The sequence below is a fragment of the Massilia sp. BGA-UO-ETr-WB1 genome (assembly GCF_059567845.1).
In genome coordinates, this window is the sequence record NZ_JCAQOT010000008.1 from 56,963 (window position 1) to 74,336 (window position 17,374).

General features: G+C 67.8%; 15 protein-coding genes. All 15 read right to left on the bottom strand.

Annotation, left to right across the window (positions count from 1 at the left end; all coding sequences use genetic code 11):
• Positions 1–13: 13 nt before the first annotated feature.
• Positions 14–1,390, bottom strand: coding sequence for an amidase (locus AC56DV_RS01180; RefSeq protein WP_496312484.1), 1,377 nt, complete (start codon positions 1,388–1,390; stop codon positions 14–16).
• A complete protein-coding gene (locus tag AC56DV_RS01185; RefSeq protein ID WP_496312485.1) occupies positions 1,387–2,547 on the bottom strand; it encodes an N-acetyl sugar amidotransferase in 1,161 nt (386 codons plus the stop codon). Before AC56DV_RS01185 ends, AC56DV_RS01180 begins: the two co-directional genes overlap by 4 nt.
• Complete coding sequence (locus tag AC56DV_RS01190) at positions 2,544–3,497, bottom strand: hypothetical protein (protein ID WP_496312486.1); 954 nt, start codon at positions 3,495–3,497, stop codon at positions 2,544–2,546. Before AC56DV_RS01190 ends, AC56DV_RS01185 begins: the two co-directional genes overlap by 4 nt.
• Complete coding sequence (locus AC56DV_RS01195; protein WP_496312487.1) at positions 3,497–4,030, bottom strand: GNAT family N-acetyltransferase; 534 nt, start codon at positions 4,028–4,030, stop codon at positions 3,497–3,499. Before AC56DV_RS01195 ends, AC56DV_RS01190 begins: the two co-directional genes overlap by 1 nt.
• 82 nt (positions 4,031–4,112) lie before the next feature.
• Positions 4,113–5,414 carry a DegT/DnrJ/EryC1/StrS family aminotransferase gene (locus tag AC56DV_RS01200; protein WP_496312488.1) on the bottom strand — a complete coding sequence of 434 codons (1,302 nt, stop codon included), beginning with the start codon at positions 5,412–5,414 and terminating at the stop codon, positions 4,113–4,115.
• Positions 5,415–5,457: 43 nt separating this feature from the next.
• Positions 5,458–6,555 (bottom strand): Gfo/Idh/MocA family protein, encoded by a 1,098-nt coding sequence (locus tag AC56DV_RS01205; protein WP_496312489.1) that lies wholly within the window; start codon positions 6,553–6,555, stop codon positions 5,458–5,460.
• Positions 6,552–7,223, bottom strand: coding sequence for a glycosyltransferase family 2 protein (locus AC56DV_RS01210; protein ID WP_496312490.1), 672 nt, complete (start codon positions 7,221–7,223; stop codon positions 6,552–6,554). The genes AC56DV_RS01205 and AC56DV_RS01210 overlap by 4 nt, the downstream gene beginning before the upstream one ends.
• The gene (locus tag AC56DV_RS01215; protein ID WP_496312491.1) at positions 7,205–8,284 is read right to left on the bottom strand and encodes an N-acetylneuraminate synthase family protein; all 1,080 of its coding nucleotides are present in this window, start codon (positions 8,282–8,284) and stop codon (positions 7,205–7,207) included. The genes AC56DV_RS01210 and AC56DV_RS01215 overlap by 19 nt, the downstream gene beginning before the upstream one ends.
• Positions 8,271–9,146: a dTDP-4-dehydrorhamnose reductase family protein gene (locus tag AC56DV_RS01220; protein WP_496312492.1), complete on the bottom strand. Its 876-nt coding sequence runs from the start codon at positions 9,144–9,146 to the stop codon at positions 8,271–8,273. The genes AC56DV_RS01215 and AC56DV_RS01220 overlap by 14 nt, the downstream gene beginning before the upstream one ends.
• A 5-nt stretch (positions 9,147–9,151) precedes the next feature.
• Positions 9,152–9,856: a pseudaminic acid cytidylyltransferase gene (gene pseF, locus AC56DV_RS01225; protein WP_496312493.1), complete on the bottom strand. Its 705-nt coding sequence runs from the start codon at positions 9,854–9,856 to the stop codon at positions 9,152–9,154.
• A gap of 38 nt (positions 9,857–9,894) precedes the next feature.
• The gene (gene pseB / locus AC56DV_RS01230; protein WP_496312494.1) at positions 9,895–10,902 is read right to left on the bottom strand and encodes a UDP-N-acetylglucosamine 4,6-dehydratase (inverting); all 1,008 of its coding nucleotides are present in this window, start codon (positions 10,900–10,902) and stop codon (positions 9,895–9,897) included.
• Between the two features lie 112 nt (positions 10,903–11,014).
• Positions 11,015–11,884 carry a hypothetical protein gene (locus tag AC56DV_RS01235; protein WP_496312495.1) on the bottom strand — a complete coding sequence of 290 codons (870 nt, stop codon included), beginning with the start codon at positions 11,882–11,884 and terminating at the stop codon, positions 11,015–11,017.
• Between the two features lie 5 nt (positions 11,885–11,889).
• Positions 11,890–13,239, bottom strand: coding sequence for an HlyD family type I secretion periplasmic adaptor subunit (locus tag AC56DV_RS01240; protein WP_496312496.1), 1,350 nt, complete (start codon positions 13,237–13,239; stop codon positions 11,890–11,892).
• Entirely contained in the window at positions 13,212–15,356 is a 2,145-nt protein-coding gene (locus tag AC56DV_RS01245; protein WP_496312497.1) for a peptidase domain-containing ABC transporter, read from the bottom strand. The genes AC56DV_RS01240 and AC56DV_RS01245 overlap by 28 nt, the downstream gene beginning before the upstream one ends.
• A gap of 164 nt (positions 15,357–15,520) precedes the next feature.
• Positions 15,521–17,374: SPM autocatalytic domain-containing protein (locus AC56DV_RS01250; RefSeq protein WP_496312498.1), on the bottom strand; the 1,854-nt coding region annotated here is incomplete at its 5' end.

Consider the following 17,374-nt stretch of genomic DNA (forward strand, 5'->3'; position numbering starts at 1 on the left):
GCGCCTTGGCGCCTTAGCGCGCGAAGGCCGGCAGCGGCGTGTTGGCGTGCAGCACGCCCTGCGCCTGCAGGTGGCGCGCGAAGGCCAGCAGCAGGTAGTCGTTGTAGCGGCGGGCGAAGGCCTGCGCGCCGAACGGCAGGCCCAGCGGGCCGGTGAACAGCGGCAGGTTGATGCTGGGCACGCCGCACAGGCTCCAGATCAGGCTGTTGTCCGGACGGTCCACCGAATCCAGGCCCTTGAGCGCCTCGCCGCCGGTGGACAGGTCGATCACGATGTCGTACTGCGCCGCCAGCAGGGCATCCAGTTCCGCCGCCAGCGCGTTCTGCTGCTTGAGCGCGCCCTGGTACTGCTCCACGCCGAGCTGGTTGCCGCGCGTGACGATGTCGTACATGACCGGGCTGACCAGGGTGTGCGCCTCGAACTCTTCCTTGAAGTAATACGCCAGCGCCTTGTCGTAGATGGTGGCGTGGATGTCGTGCGCCTGGTTGAAGCTGTCCGGCAGCACCAGCTGCTCGACGTGCACGTTGGCCACGTCGGCCAGGCGCACGGCGAAGTCCCGCAGGGCTTGCTGCGCGTAGGGCTCGGCATCGTTCCAGCGCGGGCCCTGCAGCACCGCCACCCGCCACGGCCGCTCGCCCACGGTCTGGCGCGCGGGATCGTTCAGGATCTGGTGCGCGATCGGGAAGTCGATGCCGTGCACGCGGATGGTGTCGAACATCATCTGCACGTCGTCCACGTTGCGGGCGAACACGCCCACCGTGTCCAGCGTGTCGGTGGTCTTCAGCATGGCGGTGCGCGGCACCAGGCCGAACGAGGGCTTGAAGCCGATCACGCCGCAGTAGCTGGCGGGACGGATGATGGAGCCGGCCGTCTGCGTGCCCAGCGCCACCGGCGCCATGTGCGCCGCCACCGCCGCCGCCGAACCGCTGGACGAGGTGCCGGGGATGTGGCCCAGGTGGTGCGGGTTGCAGGTCGGGCCGGGCGCGTGCACGGCGAATTCCGCCGTCACGGTCTTGCCCAGCATGATGGCGCCGGCCATGCGCAGGTAGTGCACCACGCGCGCGTCGTTGCCGGGCGTGAAGTCCTTGAACAGCGGGCTGCCCATCTGGGTCGGCATGTCGCTGGTGTTGAAGATGTCCTTGACGGCCACCGGCAGGCCGCACAGTTTGCCGCCGGTGCCAGCCGCCAGTTGGCGGTCGGCCTCGTCGGCCTGGCGCAGCGCCAGTTCCGGGTCGAGATAGGTCCAGGCGTGGATGTCGGCTTCGCGGGCGGCGATGCTGCCCAGGCAGGCCTGGGTCACTTCGCGCGCGCTCACTTCGCGCGACTTCAGCAGCGGCAGCAGCTGGCTGGCGGTGTACTCGGCCAGCTGGGTCGGGGTGCGGGCGCTCATGGCTTCACCTGCGCGTTGCGGTAGGCTTGCACGGCGTCGCTGAAGGCGGCGTCGGTCAGGCCGCCGCCGGCCGTCACCTGGGCCCGGTGCTGGCGCATCACGGTGTTGAACTCGTCCTCGCTGAAGCCGGTGATCTCCAGGTACCAGTCGAGCGCCGGCGGGCGTTCGGTGTCGCTCTTCTTGGCCAGCTCGAAGGCTTCCTCGCGGGTCAGCAGGCCGGCCCGCACGTCCTGGCTGGCGTGGTCGGTGCCGCGCCCGAAGCCGCGCTTGAGGAACTTGGTGTAGTCGTGCACGCCGGCCATGCGGCACTCGACGCTCTTGTAGTTCTTGTAGGTGCCTTCGACCTTGTCTTCCTTCCAGCCGTAGACGTCGCGCACGAACTCCATCTGGCGCTCGTCGTCCCAGAAGATGAAGTCGCCCAGGTGGATGCCCACCACGCCGACCTGCTCGATGGCTTCCACCGACGGCATCTTGAAGGCCGCCATTTCACGCAGGCTGATTTCCTCGTTGACCATCTCTTCCGGGTAGCGCTTGGCCGAGACCTTGGTGAAGTAGTCGCGGTCGAAGCGGCGCACCGGATTGCGGTGGGTGGCGCGGCCCGAGGTTTCGGCGATCGATTCGCCCCAGATCATCAGCGGAATGCCGTAGCGCACCGCGGTCTGCATCGGGAAGGCGCCCACGCCGGAGTGGCAATGCCAGCACGAGTCGCCGATCTTGTACAGCGACTGCTTGGCCAGGCGGTTCACCAGCGAACGGCTGGGCGAGAACATCACGTGGTCGACGTCAAATTTCTCCAGGCAATTCTGCAGATTGTATTTGCCGGTTTCCGTGAACCAGGTGTGGCTGAAGGTGACCGCTAGCGCGCGCATGCCGTACACCTTGGTCAGCACGTGCAGCTGGAAGGTGGAGTCCTTGCCGCCCGAAATCGGGATGATGCAATCGTATTCGTTGTTCAGGCTCTTGTAATGGTCCAGGATCTTGCGCAGTTCCTTTTCCCGCTCGACCCAGTTGATGCGGATCTTCTGCTCGGACGACTGGCAGGCCTGGCAAATGCCCATCTCGTCGAACTGCATGCCTTCGTTGGTTTCCGGCATGCAGCAGCGGGCGCAGTATTTCAGGTCGGGGAACAGGGGCTGACCGTAGGTATTGATAATCATGATGGATCCGTTGGGTAAAGATCAGAAAGCTGAATGATGTCGGGATGGGGCAGCACGCAGCGCGGCGCCCACGGCGGCACGCTGCTGGCCACGCGGCGGCCGGCGGCCAGCGCCACCACCATGGCGTAGGTCTGGCAGCCTGCCACCACATTGGCCCAGGCCAGCGCCTGCGCCAGCGTGGGCGCGCCGTCCAGCGCCAGGGTCACGCCTGCGGGCGGAATGGCGTTCTGGCGCGCCAGCCAGGCGTCGTACTTGCCGGGCGGATCGGAGGGATGGGGACGCAGGCGGATTTCCACCTCCGGCCCCAGGTCCAGCCGGTCCAGCCCGGCGATGAAAAAATCGAGGGCGGCGAATTCGCCCGGTTCGGGCAGTTCGCCCCAGGCCTGGCGGATCGGTTCCAGCACGTACAGCACGCGCGCGGCCGGCGCTTCGGCGGCAGCTGCCGTGTCCTCGCTGGCGCGCACCTCGGCCACCAGGCCGTCCAGGTAGGCGTTGGGCTGCTGGCGCACCGGGATGGCCGGGAACAGCTTGCGCGCCAGCGCCAGCGCGTGCGGGTCGCTGACCCACAGCTCGTCCGGCAGCACCTGCTCGCCGCCGCGCTCGAAGCGCTCGCGGTAGTTGGTCCAGTGGTCCAGCACGGCAATGCTGTGCTTGCCCTGTTGGCGCGCCAGCCGGCGCGCCTGGTGTTCCAGGTCGCTGGCCCAGCCGGTGCCGGTCAGCACGGCGCACGCCGCGCCCACGGCCTGCTCCAGCGCCAGCTGCGGCGTGTCGCCGCGCGCGCGGCGCCAGGCTTGCAGCGCCGGGCCGGCCATGCTGGGCAGCAAGGCGTCGTCGCTGCTGCCGCGCAGCCAGGCCAGGATGTGGTTGGCGGCGCCGGCGTCGTGGGCAATCACGGCCAAAGGCGCAGGCAGCGCAGCGGCGGCGTGGCCGGGAGCGAAGTCGGTTTCCATCAGGCTGCGAAGCGCGCGAAGTACAGCACGTCCTGCGGTTCGCCATCCACCACTTCCTGCGCCACGCGCACGCCGTCCGGCTGCATGCCGCAGGCTTGCATGATGCGCACCATGGCGCCGTTGCAGCGCAAGGTGCCGCCGGTGACCTTGCGCACGCCGCTGGCCAGCAGGTAGTCGAGCATGGTGCCCCAGGCGTCGCGGCCCAGGCCCAGGCCCTGCCCGTCCGGGCCGATCAGCAGGCCGATGTCGGCCGTGCCGTGCTGGCGCGCGTGGTAGACGGTCATGGTGCCGACCATGCGTTCGTCATAATAAATGGCAAGAAAGAGATTGCCGCTGCCTTCGAAACCGGCCAGGTAGGCCTGGCAGCTGGCGGTGTCGTGCTGGCGGAAACGCTGATTGCTGTAGCGCATCAGCTGGCGGTCGCCGAGCCAGCCCACGTAGGCCGGCGTGATGTCCGCCGGGCCGAAAGGGCGCAAGGTGACCTTGTTGCCGCGCCACTCGCGCGGCGCCGTGTTGCTGTGCTGATCTTGCATGGAATCGCATTCCCGGTTAAACCACCTCGCTCACACGATAACCAATTCCCGCCCGCAACGCAAGGCGGGGCTCCGGCGCGCCTTATTTACCCTGCAAGGCCTGTGGCTGGGACAGCACTTTGCGGATCGCCGCCACGAAGTCGTCGATGTCGGCCTCGGACAGCGGCTCGCGCATCAGCGGGGTGTAGATCAGCTCTTCGAAGTGCATGCGCTCGACCACCGGGCAGATGCCGCGGCTGTAGTCGTAGTCCACGTCCGGGTTCTCGGTCCACGGGAAGCCTTTGCTGCCGATGGCGATCTTTTTCTGGTACAGCGGCGCCAGGTACAGCGGCTTGACGTAGGCTTCCACGAAACCGGTCTGCTCCCAGATGGTGGGGGTTGGCAGTTCGGCATTGACGGCGCGCACGAAGGCGGCGCGCGGGATGCCGGTCACCGATGCGTCGTACTTCACCGGGTACAGGTAGTAGGCGTGCTCGGCGCCTTCGGCCACCTTGGCCGGGGTCAGGCCGGGGATGCCTGCCAGCCGGGCGCCGAAGTGGGCGGCCAGGCGCTGGCGGGTCTCCAGGTAGTTGTCCAGGCGGTCCAGCTGGGCCAGGCCGATGGCGGCCTGCAGCTCGGTCAGGCGGTAGTTCGAACCCAGCATATTGGTCAGGTCTTCCACGCCCTGCGCCTCGATCAGGTTTTCGCCGTGGTTGCGGATCAGCTGGCAGCGCAGCGCCAGCTGGGCGTCGTTGGTGACCAGCATGCCGCCTTCGCCGGTGTGGATGTGCTTGTGGTAATTCAGGCTGAAGCCGCCGATGTCGCCGATGGTGCCGACCGGCTTGCCCTTGTAGTGCACGCCGGGCGCCTGCGCGGCGTCCTCGATCACTTTCAGATTGTGCCGGCGGGCCAGCGCCATGATGGGGTCCATGTCGGCGGCCTGGCCGAAGATGTGCACCACCATGATGGCCCTGGTGCGCGGCGTGATGCGCGCGGCGATGCTCTCGGCGCTCAGGTTGAAGGTGTCCGGGTCGATGTCGGCGAACACCGGGATGCCACCGTAGAACAGGATGGCGGTGGCGCTGGCCGACATGGTGTAGGGCGAGACGATGACTTCGTCGCCCGGGCCGATGCCGACCGCGCCCACCGCCGTCATCAGGCCGGTGGTCCAGGAGTTGACGGAGATGGCGTGGCCGAAGCCGTATTTATCGGCCCATTTGCGCTCGAATTCCTGCACCTTGGGGCCGCCCAGCCACTGCGGGCCGGGGCTGCCGAAGAAGCCGGACAGGTGGCCGCTGTCCATCACCTCCATGACGGCCTGTTTTTCGGCCTCGCCCATGGTGGTGCGCACGGCGTAGGGGGTAGTGCGGGCCGGGGCGCCGCCGTTGATTGCGAGTTCAGTCAAGATCGTTCTCCATCGGGTTGTCGGTCCGGCTGCTGCGGCCGGTTCAGTCCAGTTCGTCCAGCGCCACCCAGGCGCCGCCGCGCCCGGCGGAGCGGCGCGCGGCGGCCACGGCCAGCGCGGTGTCCAGGGCGGCGCGCGCGTCGCAGCTGGCGGCGCGCTGCTCGCCGCTGGCCAGGCGCAGCGCTTCGGCCACCATATTATCCATCGCTTCGAGGTTGCGCGCCGGCAGCGTTTGCGGCGCGTCCGGGATGGTGTAGCCGGCGTATTGCGGGTCGGCGCGCAGGCCGGTCAGCGTCAGCTGCCGGCCGCCCAGCGACAGCTCGGCCATGCCCAGCGTGCCGGTCACGCGCAGCTCGAAACAGGTGAAGGCGCGCTGGTCGCTGCCCAGCATGGTGAGCTGGAAAACCTGGCCGGCTGCGCCTTCGCTGCCGGCGCCGCCGAACTCGATCTGCACGTCGGGCGCGGGGTCGGCGCCGTTGCTCCAGTCCGCTTCGCCGGCTTCCAGCGGCGAACCGAGCGAACGCGCGCGCAGCGGCTGCGCCCCGGTCAGGTTGGCTACCAGGTCTATCATGTGCGAGCCGTTGTTGCTCAGGCCCTTGCCGTAGGTGCCGACCAGGCGCTGCAGGCGGCCCAGCCCGCCGCGCGCGATGCGTTCGCGCAGGTCGTTCATGGCGGGATCCCAGCGGCGCGAGAAATTGACCAGGCTGCGGGCGCCGGACGCTTCCAGCGCCGCCACCAGGCGCCGGCTTTCCTCCAGCGTGGTGGCGAGCGGCTTTTCGATCACCAGCACGCGCACGCCGGCCGCCAGCGCCGGTTCGATGACGGACCAGCGCGCGCTGCTGGCGGCGGCCACCACGGCGATGTCGATGGCGTGCTCGGCGAACAGGCGGCGCGGGTCGTCGTAGGCGTGCGGCGCGCCCCAGCGCTGCGCGGCTTGCTGCGCGCGCGCCAGCTCGTGGTCGCAGCAGGCCAGCAGCTGCGCGCCGGGGTTTTTCGTGAAGCCGGCCGCGTGGGTCAGCGAATAAGCGGCGGCCGGGCCGGCGGCGGCCCCAGCGTCCCACTGCGCGCCGATCAGGCCGCAGCCGATGATGGCGACGCGGGCCGGCGCCGCGGCTTGCGGCGTGCTGGCTGGCGCGCTCACGGCCGCCGCCTGAGCTGGCCGCGGCTGTGCATGGCCACCAGGATGGCCATGGCGCGCAGGATCTTGTAGTTGGCCGCGAAGCGGCGCCCGAAGCGCGGCGCGTCGGCGCGGTCGCGCGTGATGATGTCCATCTCGATGTAGCGGCAGCGGTTGGCCATGGAGCGCACCGCCAGTTCGCTGCCGATCGAATGGAAGCTGTCGAAATGGCCGGCCTCGCGGTACAGCTCGATGGCGTAGCCCTTCATGCCGCACAGCGGATCGGCCACTTTCCACAGGCGGCGCGCCACGGCGGCGAAAATCGTTTCGCCCACGCGCTGCAGGCGGTCGCGCACGCCCAGCACCAGCTGGTAGCCCTGCCCCAGGTGGTCGATCATTTCGCGCAGCTGGGCCGGGTTGTGCTGGCCGTCCGCGTCGATGGTGATGACGTGGGTGTAGCCCAGCTCGGCCGCGCGCGCGAAGCCGGAGTTCAGCGCGCCGTCGTAGCCCTGGTTGACGGCGTGGCTGACCACCTCGGCGCCGGCCGCGCGCGCCACCTGCGCGGTGGCGTCGGTGGAGCCGTCGTCGACCACGATGGGGTGGCCGTAGTCGCGCACCCGTTCCAGCACCGCGCCTATCGTCGCCGCCTCGTTCAGGGCGGGGACGACGATGGCTACGCGAGGTCCGGCCATCGCAGATAGTCTCCGGCCTTGACGGCGCGCGTCAGGGCCTTGCCCGGCACGGCGGCCAGGTGCAGCGGGGAAATGGCGTCAGCCGGGCACGGACGCAGCACGTCCAGGTCGTCACGGCTGAGCACGCTGCCGGCGGGCAGGTCGCGCGCCAGGCGGATGGCGCGGCGCTGCAGCACGGCCGTTTCGCGCTCGTTGAACTCGACTTTCTTGATGCCGTTGCCCAGCGCCAGGTCCAGCTCGCGGGTGGCCTCCACCATGTCGCGCCAGGCTTGCGGGCTCATCGAGAAGCCGTGGTCCGGGCCTTCGCGGCCGGTGTCGTCGGTGAAGTGCTTTTCGATCATGCGCGCGCCCAGCGCCACCGCGCCCAGCACGGTGGCGTGGCCCAGGGTGTGGTCGCTCAGGCCCAGCACCATGTCCGGGTACATGGCGCGGTAGCTCTTCAGCACGTTGAGCTGGATGTACTTGAAGTTCTCCAGCTGGGCGGTGTAGTTGGTGTTGCACTGCATCAGCGCCAGCTGCGGGTTGATGGCCAGCCCGGCCTGCACCGCGCGGTCCACGTCGTCCATGCTGGAGGCGCCGGTGGCGATGATGTAGGGCTTCTGCTTGCTGGCGATGTGTTCGATGATTTCCAGCCAGGTGATGTCGCCCGAGCCGATCTTGAAGGCCGGCACGTAGGGGTCGATATGGTCCACCAGCGCCTTGTCGTAGGGGCTGGTGAAGAAGCAGATGCCGGCCTTGTCGCAGGTTTCCTTCAGGGTGGTGGTCCACAGCTGCGGCACGCTGGCGTCCGCATACACTTCGACCACGCTCTTCTTCCACTTGGCCTGGTGCGACTGCTGGCCGCCCAGCGCCTTGAAGCCGGCGTCGCTGACGATGGTGTTGGCTTTGAAATGCTGGAACTTGGCGGCGTCGGCGCCGGCCTCGGCGGCCATGTAGATCAGGTCCTTGGCGCGTTCCAGGTCGCCGTCGTGGTTGGCGGCGATGTCGGCAATGAAATAGGTCGGATGGCCATCGCCGATGGCCTTGCCGTCGATGTGCAGTGTGCGGTCAGGCTGGTTCAAGGTAGTCGCTCCGGAGTGACTGGATTTGCTCGGCCAGGGTCGGCAGGCGCAAGCCCATGGTGTGTTCGAAAAAGCTGCAGTCGGTACGCATGTCGGACGGGCGGCGCGCGCGCAATGCCGGCGCGGCCGAGGCCAGGCCGCGCTGCAGCCCGCCCGTGGGCAGGTCCAGCGCGGCCGCCAGCGCGTAGGCGAAATCGGCCTTGCTCATGCCCTCGCGCGCGCCCAGGTTGTAGACGCCGCGCGGACGCGCTTCGGCCACCCGCGCCAGCAGGCTGCACAGGGTGGCGATGGCCAGCGGCGAGAACAGCACGTCGTCGAACACCGTCATGGCGCGGCCTTCGTGCATGCCCTGCACCAGCCAGTCGCTGAAGCTGGCGCGGCCGGCGCGGCGGCTGCGGCCGAAGAAGTTGGTGCGCAGCACGGTGCTGGAGACGCCGGCAGCGGCGTGCTCGGCGGCGAGCTTGGAAAAAGCGTACGTGTTGGCCACGCGCACGTCGCCTTCGGCGTGCGGGCCGGCGCCGTCGTACACCATGTCGGTGGAGATCTGCACCAGGTGGCAGGCGGAAGCTTGTTCACGCATCCAGCGCGCCAGGTGCGCCACGGGCAGGGTGTTGAGGCGGTAGGCTTGCTGCGGTTCGGCCTCGCACAGGTCGACGTTGGTGAGCGCGGCCAGGTTGATGATGCAATCGGGGCGGGTGCGTTCCAGCAGCGCCGCGGTCTGGCCCCAGTCGCCGAGGTCGGCCTGCTGCTCGGCGGCGTGGCTGTGGCCGTGGCTGTGCACCGTGTAGCCGGCCGCGCGCAGCGCCGGCACCAGCGAACTGCCGAGCAGGCCGGTGGCGCCGGTGACGAGGATGCTGGCCATGGAACTCAGGCGATGTCGCCGTTTTGGCGCAGCGCCGCGTACATCAGCTCGGCGCGCGTCCAGTCTTCCGGCGTGTCAATGTCCTGCACCATGTGGCGCGGCAGCAGGTAGGCCATGGAGTCGGTCGAGAAGAAGATCTTGTTATCCAGGTAGCTTTGCGCCGAGCCCCAGTAGAACTGGCCGGCGTCCTGGTAGGCGTGCTCCAGGTCCTGCGAGCGGGTGTTGTAGTGCTCGGGCCAGAACATTTCCACCAGGCCCTCGGGGTTCAGCTTGAACGAGCGCTGGATCGGGAACGGGAAGGAGGTGGCGCTGAACACGTAGCCGCCCACCTGGCGCTGCTCGAACAGCGCGTGCGCTTCGCGCAGCGCGGACGCCTGCAGGAAAGGCGCGGTGGCGTAGATGCAGCACACCTGCTCGACCGGGCCCATGTGCTCCTGCACCCACTGCACGGCCTGGCGTATCACCGGCACCGTGGTGGCGTGGTCGTTGGCCAGTTCGGCCGGGCGCACGAACGGCGTTTCGGCGCCGTGCTGGCGCGCGATGGCGGCGATTTCCTCGTCGTCGGTGCTGACGATGACGTGGTCGAACAGGCCGCTCTCGCGGGCCGCCTTGATCGAATAGGCGATCAGCGGCTGGCCGGCGAAGGGGCGGATGTTCTTGCGCGGAATGCGCTTGCTGCCGCCGCGCGCAGGGATGATGGCGATACGCATGCCTGGCTCCTGGTTAGTAGCGGATGGTGAATGGCAAATCAATAGCCGGTGCGTTCGCTGAGCGCCACCAGGGCGCGCAGGCCCTCGACGTCCAGCACGTCCGGGTTGGTGCCGGAGTTGTATTCGAAGCCGTCCGGCACCGGGGTGCCGGTCTCGCCCAGGCGGTTCAGGCGGTAGTCGGCGCGGTTGTTGAACACGATCGACGGCTGGATCACGAAGTGGTCGTGGAATTCCAGCGTCAGGTGCGAGTCGTCGAACGGGCACATGATCTCGTGCAGCTTTTCGCCCGGGCGGATGCCGACGATCTTCTGCGGCAGGTTGGGCGCCATGCATGCGGCCAGCGTGGTCACCGTGGCGGACGGGATTTTCGGGATGAAGATTTCGCCGCCGTGCATGCGCTCGAAGTTCTTGATGACGAAGTCCACGCCCTGCTGCAGGGTGATCCAGAAGCGCGTCATGCGCGCGTCGGTGATCGGCAGTTCGGTGGCGCCGCTGTCGAGCAGGTTCTTGAAGAAGGGGATCACCGAGCCGCGCGAGTTGATCACGTTGCCGTAACGCACGACGGAAAAGCGCGTGTTGCGGCTGCCGACCATGTTGTTGGCGGCCACGAACAGCTTGTCGGAGGCCAGCTTGGTGGCGCCGTACAGGTTGATCGGGTTGGCCGCCTTGTCGGTCGACAGCGCGATGACGTGCTCGACGCCGGCCGCGATGGCGCCGTGGATGACGTTCTCGGCGCCGTAGATGTTGGTCTTGATGCACTCCATCGGGTTGTACTCGGCCACCGGCACGTGCTTGAGCGCGGCCGCGTGGATCACCACGTCGACGCCGTCCATCGCCTGCAGCAGGCGCGGCTGGTCACGCACGTCGCCGATGAAGTAGCGCATCTGCGGCGCGTTGTAGGTCTGCGCCATCTCGTACTGCTTGAGCTCGTCGCGCGAATAAATGATGACCTTCTTCGGCTGGTAGCGCGCCAGGATGGTCTTCACGAACTGCTTGCCAAAGGAACCGGTGCCACCGGTGATCAGGATAGTCTTGTTGTTCAGCATGGTCATCCATTCATAGTATCGTCGTGCCCCCGCCGCAGCGGTATGCCATCCGGACATATTATGCCGCGTCTGGCGCAGTGCCGGGGGGGAATTTGCCGCGCGGCGGCGCCGCTTAGCCGAAGTATGCGCGCACCACGGCGCGCACGTCGCGCTGGCGGAACACTTCGTAGCAAGCGTCGGCGTAGCGGCGGCGCCGCTCCGGCTCGGCCAGCAGCGCGGCCGCGTCGAGCCCCAGCTGGGACGGCGCGCTGAACTGCATCACCCGCCGCAGGTCGTCCTCGACGAAATTGCCGGGCACCTCTTCGCTGAGCACGGCCTTGCGGTTGGCCAGGTAGTAGGACACCCGCACCACTTCGTAGATCTTCATCAGCGGGTTGTCGTTGGACACGTTCAGCATCAGCTGGGCCCGGCTGATGAACTCGTCGCGCAGGCTGCCCCACACATTGGTCAGGCTGACCAGGCCATTGCTCACCAGCGGCGTATCCACCGTGCTGTACAGCTTTTCCGAACGCTTGGCGCCCAGGCTGCCCACGTACAGCATGCCGATGTCCTCCGGCTTGCCGGTGGGCAGGCGCTCCAGCGTGGGCGCGTACGACACCGGCGCATGGAACACCGGGAAGCGCGGCGACAGCTCGGCCCAGTGCGGCAGGTTGGCGGCACTGTAGTCCCAGATCTGGAAGCTGGCGGCGGCCTCCTCCAGGATGGGCGCGCCGCGCATGCCGGCCACCGAAAACTGTTCCAGGTTGTACAGGATGGTGTTGGGCGGGAAACGCGCGCTGCCGCCCAGCTGGAACGCCGGGATCCAGCCGAACACGATGTTGACGGCCTGCGGGTCGAAGGCGTTGCGCAGGAAGCTGGTCTGGAAACCGCAGGCCTGCAAGCCCCACACCAGGCTGTCGATCACCTCCTGGTAAGAGTTCAGGATGGAAAAACGGGGCAGGTCGGGCTGGAACAGCACGACATTTACACGGGGAGCGGACATGGGGTTCAAGGTTCTCGGATGGATTCGTCCAGCGTCTTGGTCAGCGGCCAGATCAGGTAGGACATGACGGAGCGCTTGCCGACCACGATCTCGGCCGACAAGGTCATGCCGGGCAGCAAGCGCGTCTGCGGCTGCATGGCGCGCAGCGGTTTCTTGCTCAGCGTTAAGCGGCTCTGGTAGTAGGCGTCCGGCGCCTGCGGCTGGCTGCTGTCGCGCCGGAACGCGTCCTCGCTGATGGTGCGCACCTTGGCGTCGAGCGCGCCGTGCCGCTGGAAGGGGAAGGCGTCGATCTTGATGTGCACCGGGTCGCCCGGCTTGATGTAGCCCACGTCCAGCGCGTCGATCTGCACCTCGGCCTCCAGCTCGGCGGCCAGCGGCACCAGGGTGAAGAAGTTCTCGGTGCCGCGCGCGATCGAGCCGGGCGACAGCTTGGCGATCTCCAGCACCACCGCGTCGGACGGCGCGTGCAGGCTCACCAGCGCGTGGCGCTTGTCGGCCTTTTGCAGCTGCTCGGCCACGTCGGCGCGGTCGCGCGAGATGGTCAGCATCTCTTCCATGGTTTTCTGGCGCCAGCTGCGGTCGAAGGCGGCCTTCTCGGCCTGCAGGCCGGCGATGTCCTTCAGGATTTCCTGCTCGCGGTTCTTGGTCAGCAGCTGGTCGCGCTCGATCTCCAGGCGCTTGTCGCGCGCTTCCAGCAGCTTGACGCGGGCGCCGAACTGCTGGTCCACCAGGCGCTGCTGCATGGTTTCCATTTCCTGCGCCGAGGCCAGGCGCGCGTTGAGCACCTGCAGGTCGCGCCGGTTGGTTTCCAGCGCGGCGCGCTGGCGCAGGATGTTTTCATCGATGCGGTTGACCTGGGCCAGGTAGTTGGCGCGGCGCTCTTCCGACAGGCGCTGCTGCAGCATGCTGTCCGGGTTGCTGCCCTTGCTCACGCTGCCGCCCTTCAGCTCGGCGGCCAGCTGTTCCTGCTGCGTGCTCAGGCTTTCCAGGCGGCTGCGCAGCTGGGTTTCGTCGGCGGCGGTGAAGGTGGGGTCCAGCGTGGCCAGGCGTTCGCCCTTGCGCACGATCTGGCCGACCCGCACGTGGATGTTCTGCACGATGGAGTTTTCCAGCGGCTGCACCACGATGTTGGGCAGCGGATTGACCAGCCGGCCCTTGGCCACCACCACCATGTCGATCTGCGAGAAGCTGGCCCACAGCGCGGCCACCAGCAGCGCGCCGGCCAGCACCGGCAGCGTGATGCGCGCCACCAGCGGCAGCGGGCGCAGCTCGATCTCGTCGGCGTCGGGCAGGAACTCGACGTCGGGCCGGCGCGCCTTGCGCCCGCTCACAGGTGGCTTGTTTGTTGGTTCCATAGGTGCTGATAGGTTTCACTGCGTTGCAACAATTCTTCGTGGCGGCCGCTGTCCATCAGGCTGCCGCGCTGCATGACCAGGATGGCGTCGGCGTTGACCAGGGTCGACAGGCGGTGCGAAATCATCACCACGGTGCGGCCGACGGCGATCTTGGACAGGTTGGCGATGAAGATGGCCTCGCTTTCCGGGTCCAGCGCGCTGGCCGCCTCGTCCAGGATCAGGATACGCGGCTTGGCCAGCAATGCGCGCGCGATCGACAGGCGCTGCTTCTGGCCGCCGCTCAGGTTGGAGGCGTTTTCCTCCAGCATGGTGTCGTAGCCCTGCGGCATGCGTTCGATGAACTCGTCGGCCCCGGCCGCCTGCGCCGCTTCCACGATCTCCTCGAAGGTGGCGTCCGGCTTGACGGCGCTGATGTTGTCGCGCACCGAGCCGCGGAACAGGAAGTTTTCCTGCAATACCACGCCGATCTGGCGCCGCAAATGCGCCAGGTCGATTTCGCGCGCGTCGAAGCTGTCGAAGCGCACCACGCCTTCGGGCACCGGGTACAGGCCCTGCATCAGCTTGGTCAGCGTGGTCTTGCCCGAGCCGCTGCGGCCGACGATGCCGACCACGGTGCCGGCCTTGATGGTGAAGCTGGCGCGGTCGAGCGCGGTGCCGGCCGCGCCCGGGTAGCGGAACGTGACCGCGTCGAAAGTAATGTTGCCTTGCAGCTGGGGACGCAGGCCGGCGGCGCCGCCCCGCCCTTCCGGCGCGCGGTTCATCACTTCGCCCAGCATTTTCACCGACAGCGCGGTTTCCTGGTATTCGTTGATCAGGCCGACGATGGCGATCAGCGGCTGCGTGACCTTGCTGGTAATCATCTGGAAGGCGATCAGCGCGCCCACCGACAGGGTCTGGTCGAACACGTCCTGGGCGCCGATCACGATCACCACCACCGGCAGCAGCTTGCCGAGGAAGTCGACCAGGGCATTGCCGGCGATGGAGATCTGGCCGACCTTGAAGTGCAGGGTGATCGCTTCGGCCGAGCGCTGGTCCCACTGCTTGCGCTGGTTCGGCTCGATGGCCAGCGCCTTGACGGTGCGCATGCCGTGCACTGCCTCGACCAGCATGGCCTGGCGCTTGCCCTCGGCCGTGTACAGGTCGTTCAGGCGGCGCTGGAAGGGCGGGATCATGACCGCCACCACGGTGGCGATCACCAGGGTGAAGCCGAGCGCGATCATGGCCAGCTTGACCGAGTAGGTAAACAGGATGGGCAGGAAGATCAGCAGCGCGGTGGCGTCCAGCGCGGTGAAGAACAGGCGGCCGGTGAGGAAGCCGCGGATCTTCTCGAGCTGCTGCATGTGGCGCGCCACCACGCCGGCCGAGGTGGTCTCGAAGTAGTCGATCGGCAGCGACAGCAGGTGGCCGAAGGTGCGCCGCGTCAGCCGCATGTCGATCTTGTTGGTGGCCGCCAGCGTGAGCAGCTGGCGCAGGTAGTTGAACATGCCGTCGAAGGCCAGCGCGGCCACGATGCCCACCGCCAGCACGCTCAGGGTGGCCGCGCTCTGGTGCATCAGCACCTTGTCGATCACCAGCTGGAAGAAGATGGGCGAGGCCAGCGCCAGGAAATGCATGGCGAAGGCGGCGATGGCGATGTCGCGGAAGGCCGCCTTCTGCTTCAGGATTTCCGGAATGAACCAGCGCAGGCTGAACGGCTGGTTGGGGTCGGTCAGCGCGTGCTGCCGTTTGACGAACACCACGTCGCCGTGCCAGCGCGTGCAGAACTGCTCGCGGTTGAGCAGCATCACGCCGGCCGCCTCCTCCAGCGGGTCGAGGATGGCCACCTTGCCGTCGCCCTCGTCGGCGCGCGCGCCCACCACGATCACGGCGTTGCCGTTGTCCAGCCGGGCGATCAGGGGGAATACGCCGCCCTGGGCCAGCAAGCTGTCCCAGCTCAGGTGCGACTGCTTGGCCTTCAGGCCGATTTCGGAAGCGATGCGCAGCAGGCGCGCTGCGGCCGGCTCTTCGCTGCGCAGCGCAAAATCATCGATCAGACGCTCGGGGTTGACCTGCAAGCCGTGGTGCTGGGCGATCGCGGTCAGGCATTGAATTACCGTGTGGGGAAATTTTTCTTGCATCTCGCTGAAACGTGAAAATCTTGCACTGTGCGCTGGCCGCGCCGGCGGCGCGCTCACAGCGATTCTAACCTGTGCCCGCCTTGGCCGGCATAAAAAAAGCGGCGACGGTTGCCCGTCGCCGCCGGTCCGGAGAGGAGCGTTGCCGCCCCTCCGCCGCTGCGGGGTTACTTCGGCATCGCCAGGAAGCCGTTGCTGCCGCTGTCGGTCTGGCCCGGAGCGCGCACCGTCTGGCTGCCGCTGGCCAGCGTGCTGCCGCCCAGAGCGTTGCCGTTGGCATCGAAGCCTTTCAGCACGTCAACCATCTTGCCGACTGCCGCCAGGTTCGCGCCGCTCTTCTCGGCAGGCATTTCCAGCTTGCCGCCGGCCGGCACCGCTTCCGGCGCCGCCGTGAACTCGGCGATCGACTTGGCCAGGCCGCTGACCTTGTCGCGCAGTTCGGCGGACTTGGCGGCACCGGTCTGGAACCACACGTCGGCCATGCCGTGCGTGGTGCCGTCGGTCTTCTCGAAGCTGGAGGTCAGGCCAACCCAGTTGCCGTTGCTGTTGACGTCGGTCGCTGCCGCGTTCAGGTTCAGCTTGGCCACACCAGCATCCTTCAGGCTGATCAGTTCGTCGGCCTGGCTGACGCCGTCGGCGTTGCCATCGACCCACACTTTCAGCTTGTCGAAGTGGGTGTCGCTGCTGTCGACCACGCGGTCGCCGTTGCTGTCCAGTTCGGCCAGGGCGGCGTAGCCGTCTTTGGCCTTGCTGCCGTCGTTCAGTTTCACCGAGCTGCCGAACAGTTCGCTACCGTCGTTGATGGTGCCGTCGTTGTTGCGGTCCAGTACCAGCAGACCGTCACCCTGGCCCACCCAGCCCGTGTTCACAGCCTTGCCGGTGGCAAAGATGTCGAACTGGACACCGGAGGACACGCCGAGGGTCTGCACGCCGTTGCCGTTCAGGTCCAGCACCAGCGGGGTCGATGGCGCCAGCACCGACAGCTGCGCGGTGGTCAGCGACTCAAGCTGCGTGCTGGTCAGCGCCGCCACCTGGGTCGAGCTCAGCGCAGCGATCTGGTTGGTCGTCATGCCCGGCAGCTGGGTCGTGGTCAGCACGCTCAGCTGGGCGGTGGTCAGCGCCGCGATGCCGCTGGTTTTCAGCGTCCGCAGGTCGGCCGTTTCCAGGGAGCCCAGGCTGGCGGTGGTCAGACCGACGATCTGGGTGCTGGTCAGCGCCTGTGCCTGCGCCGTGGTCAGCGCCAGCATCTGGGTGGTCGACAGCGCGGCCAGCTGCGCGGTGGTCAGCGCGGCGACGGTCGAGGTCTTCAGCGAGCTCACTTCCGTCGTGGCCAGAGCTTGCAGCGAGGCGGTCGACAGCGAGGCCGCCTGCGCCGTGCTCATAGCCGCCGCTTGCGCGGTGGACATCGCCACCATCTGGCTGGTGGTCAGCGCAGCCAGCTGCTGCGTGGTCAGCGCGGCGAAGGTAGCCGTCTTCAGTGCCTGGAAGTCAGCCGTTTCCAGCGACGCGATGCTGGCCGTACTCAGGGCGACGATCTGACGCGTGGTCAGGCCGGCAGCCTGGGAAGTGCTCAGGCCGGCCACTTGCGCCGTGGTCAGGCCGTTGGCGATGACGTTGGTGCTCAGCGCGCCCATCTGCGAGCTGGTCAGCGCGCCAACCTGGGTGGTGGTCAGCGCAGCGAACTGGCTGGTGCTCAGGCCGGCCAGGGCGCTGGTCTTCAGCGCCACGAAGTCGGCCGTTTCCATCGCGGCCAGGTCCACCGTTTCCATCGCGCCCAGCTGGGCCGAGGTCAGGGCGCCTGCTTGGGCGGTGGTCAGGCCGATCACCTGCGCCGAGGTCAGCGCGGCGACTTGCGACGAATTCAGCGCCGAGATGGTCGAGGTCTTCAGCGCGGCCACATCCACCGTTTCCATGGCGGCCAGGTTGGCGGTCGACAGGGCGGCGATCTGGCGCGAGGTCAGGCCGGACGCCTGGGTGCTGCTCAGGGCGACGATCTGGGTGGTGGTCAGGCCGTTGGCGAT